Here is a 2,800-nt window from a genome sequence, read left to right on the forward strand (position 1 = left end):
AGGTGTATCCCGGATGAACATGTGTTGTAGCGGTTAATGGTATTGTGAGCCCATCATATTGAAGAAAAGAATCAGAGTCTTTGTACGGAGCATTGCTACCGTTTCCGTTTTCAATGAAATAGGAGGGATTACTAGCCGGTACAGGCCCATTGGGATAATCAGGATTACCATTATTGATATTACTTGTTGTAATGTAACTGTTAGTACCTATTTTGGCAATATTTTCATTGTTAACACCTTCACCCATAACATAAATCGCAAATGCATCTGAAAATAGGCTTCCTACTGATTCTGGATATTCTTCCGATCCGAATTGATACTTTATTTTTAATAGATTCCCTGAAGGAACAAGGTCAAAATCTATCCGTGCGCAATTTTTATATGATTGTGAATAAAAAAGAAAAGCAAAACTAGGATGTGAATTACCCGGATAACCGTTATCTACTCCTGCTTTTGCTTCATCATTCGGACCGATAGCTGTGTATTTTGATCCTGTGGTCATTAAAAGTCCGCTGGCAATTGACATATTGTTCATGTTTGCTGAAAAATACGAAATAGCTTCTGGAGCTCCCTGATAAGTAATATTGCTGATAGTTACAGCTGATCCCGCAAGTGACTGGGGAATGATCTCCTGAAGATTATTTCCTCCAAGAATAAGTTGCCCGGATGAGTAGAAAGAAACAGTACAAATCAAAAACAGGTGGAAGAGTGTTTTCATCGGTTGAATTTTTCCGCAAAGATACTAAAATCACAATAGAAGTTTGAACTCAATCCATGGAATGAATGAATAAAATGTTCCGGTGAAAGAAATCCGTACTTTCCTCTTAGCGGATGATCTTTTTGCTCATTTTGCCGCTTGTTCCTTCCACATGAATCACGTACATTCCAGAGGAATAATCACTTAAATCAATCGTTGTTGTTTCCGTAAGATCGGATTTTGTGAGCACTTTCCCGGAAAGATCAACAACCGAATAGGTTAGTTTTTGCTGAAAATCTGTCACTTTGATCGTTGCCTGCTGATCAGACGGATTGTAAAACACACTGACAAAATTGTCCAGGTTGTTTTCTCTCACGCCCGCAGTGATTCCACCTTCTTCGATGAACACTCCCGAATCAAAAATTCCGTCGCCTGCATCTGCAATAGCAATGACTACGTGGTAAGTTTCATTCGGAGTCACTTTTGATTTGGCGGTTAACGGAACGGTTAACCCATCGTATTGCAAGTAGGTATTGCTTGCATTATAAGGAGCTTGGGTCCCATTTCCATTTGCTACAAAGTATTGCGGATTTACCGGACCAATGGGTGTTACTCCCGGAGCAGGATTAGAAGTTCCGTTATTGATGTTGTTAACGGTTATAGTGATACCATCAGGCAAGCGGGCAATGTTTTGAGTTCCAGTAATTCCGGGACCTGAAATGTAAATAGCCATGCCATCCACAAATTGTGAACCTACGTATTCCGGGTATTCTTCCGAGGCGAAAATATACCGGATTTTTAAAGTGTCTCCATTCGGAACAATATCGAAAGAGATAACAGCAGCATTATAAGTTGATGCTCCTCCCTGTGTTGTGCTCAATGGGGGATACCCTGGAAAACCATTGTCGAGATAGCTATGAGGATCGCTATTTGGTCCCAGTGCGTTATAAACAGATCCGGTGGTCAGCAACAAACCGGAAGCAAAAGGCATGTTCTGAGTAGTTGCTGAGAAATAACAAATGGCTCCGTTATATCCCGTATAACTGACATTTGAAATAGAAACATTGGGGCTTGATAAAGCTGTTGAGATGAAATCTTGCGGGTTGTTTCCTCCGATAACCATTTGTCCGAACGAGACAAAAGGAACATGGATCAGTAATAGGTGAAATAGATGTTTCATAAGTGGATTTTTATCAAAAATAGGGAATTTCCTTCCGTATTTCAAAAATTACTTCTTCAAAACGCGGATATACAGGTTGGGATTCAATTCAAATGAATGACCGTTTCCTGTTTGATAAACATTCCATTTCGAGCTGCACTCCAATTTTTGGTTTCCGTTCATGATGGGCATGTCGAAATCCTTTACGCAGTTTATCCAACGGTATTTTACTTTGCCCTTTTTGTGTTTCAACTGCAAAACCGGTGGATTTTTTGCCCGGAGGTATTGATCGAAGATTTTTGATAAATCCATTCCCAGTTCAGTACTCATAAATTGTTCGATTTGAGCACTTGTGACGGTTTGATGATAAAAAACAGCATTCATTTTACGCAGCATCCCGCGAAACAGGGAGTCATTTCCGTAGATTGTGCGAATGGTGTGAAGCATGTTGGCACCTTTGTAATACATATCGCCGCTGCCTTCCTGTTGTACGCCGTATGGTCCGATAATCGGTTTGTCATTCAGAATGTTCTTTCGAAGTCCGCGGCAATAGTTGTTTCCGGCTTCGGTTCCGAACCAATAATCGGTGAAAAGTGTTTCGCTATAGCAGGTAAATCCTTCGTGAATCCACATATCTGCCACATCTTTGGAAGTAATGTTGTTTCCATACCATTCGTGTCCGCTTTCGTGTACAATGATGAAATCCCATTTCAAACCTTCCCCGGTTCCGCTTAAATCGCGGCCCATGTATCCGTTTTGAAAACCGTTTCCGTAAGCAACGGCGCTTTGATGTTCCATTCCCAGGTGCGGAGCTTCCACCAATTTGTACCCATCTTCATAAAATGGATAAGGACCGAACCAATATTCCAATGCTTTCAATGTTTTTGGGGCATCCTGAAACTGCTTTTTGGCTTTTTCTTCGTTTCCTCTCAAAACCCAGTAAT

The 2,800-nt window shown here is 40.9% G+C and carries 3 protein-coding genes; all 3 read right to left on the reverse strand.

The features are described 5' to 3' along the window. Nucleotides 1-718 (reverse strand): choice-of-anchor L domain-containing protein (locus Q1V93_RS12275; RefSeq protein ID WP_300665101.1); only part of this gene is annotated, 718 nt, incomplete at its 3' end. 106 nt (nt 719-824) lie between these two features. Next, the gene (locus tag Q1V93_RS12280) at nt 825-1,877 is read right to left on the reverse strand and encodes a choice-of-anchor L domain-containing protein (protein ID WP_300665102.1); all 1,053 of its coding nucleotides are present in this window, start codon (nt 1,875-1,877) and stop codon (nt 825-827) included. 48 nt (nt 1,878-1,925) lie between these two features. Further along, nucleotides 1,926-2,800 (reverse strand): M1 family aminopeptidase (locus Q1V93_RS12285; RefSeq protein ID WP_300665104.1); only part of this gene is annotated, 875 nt, incomplete at its 5' end.

Origin of the sequence: Fluviicola sp. (assembly GCF_030151805.1) — a bacterium.
In the GTDB taxonomy this organism is placed as follows: Bacteria; Bacteroidota; Bacteroidia; order Flavobacteriales_D; family Crocinitomicaceae; genus Fluviicola.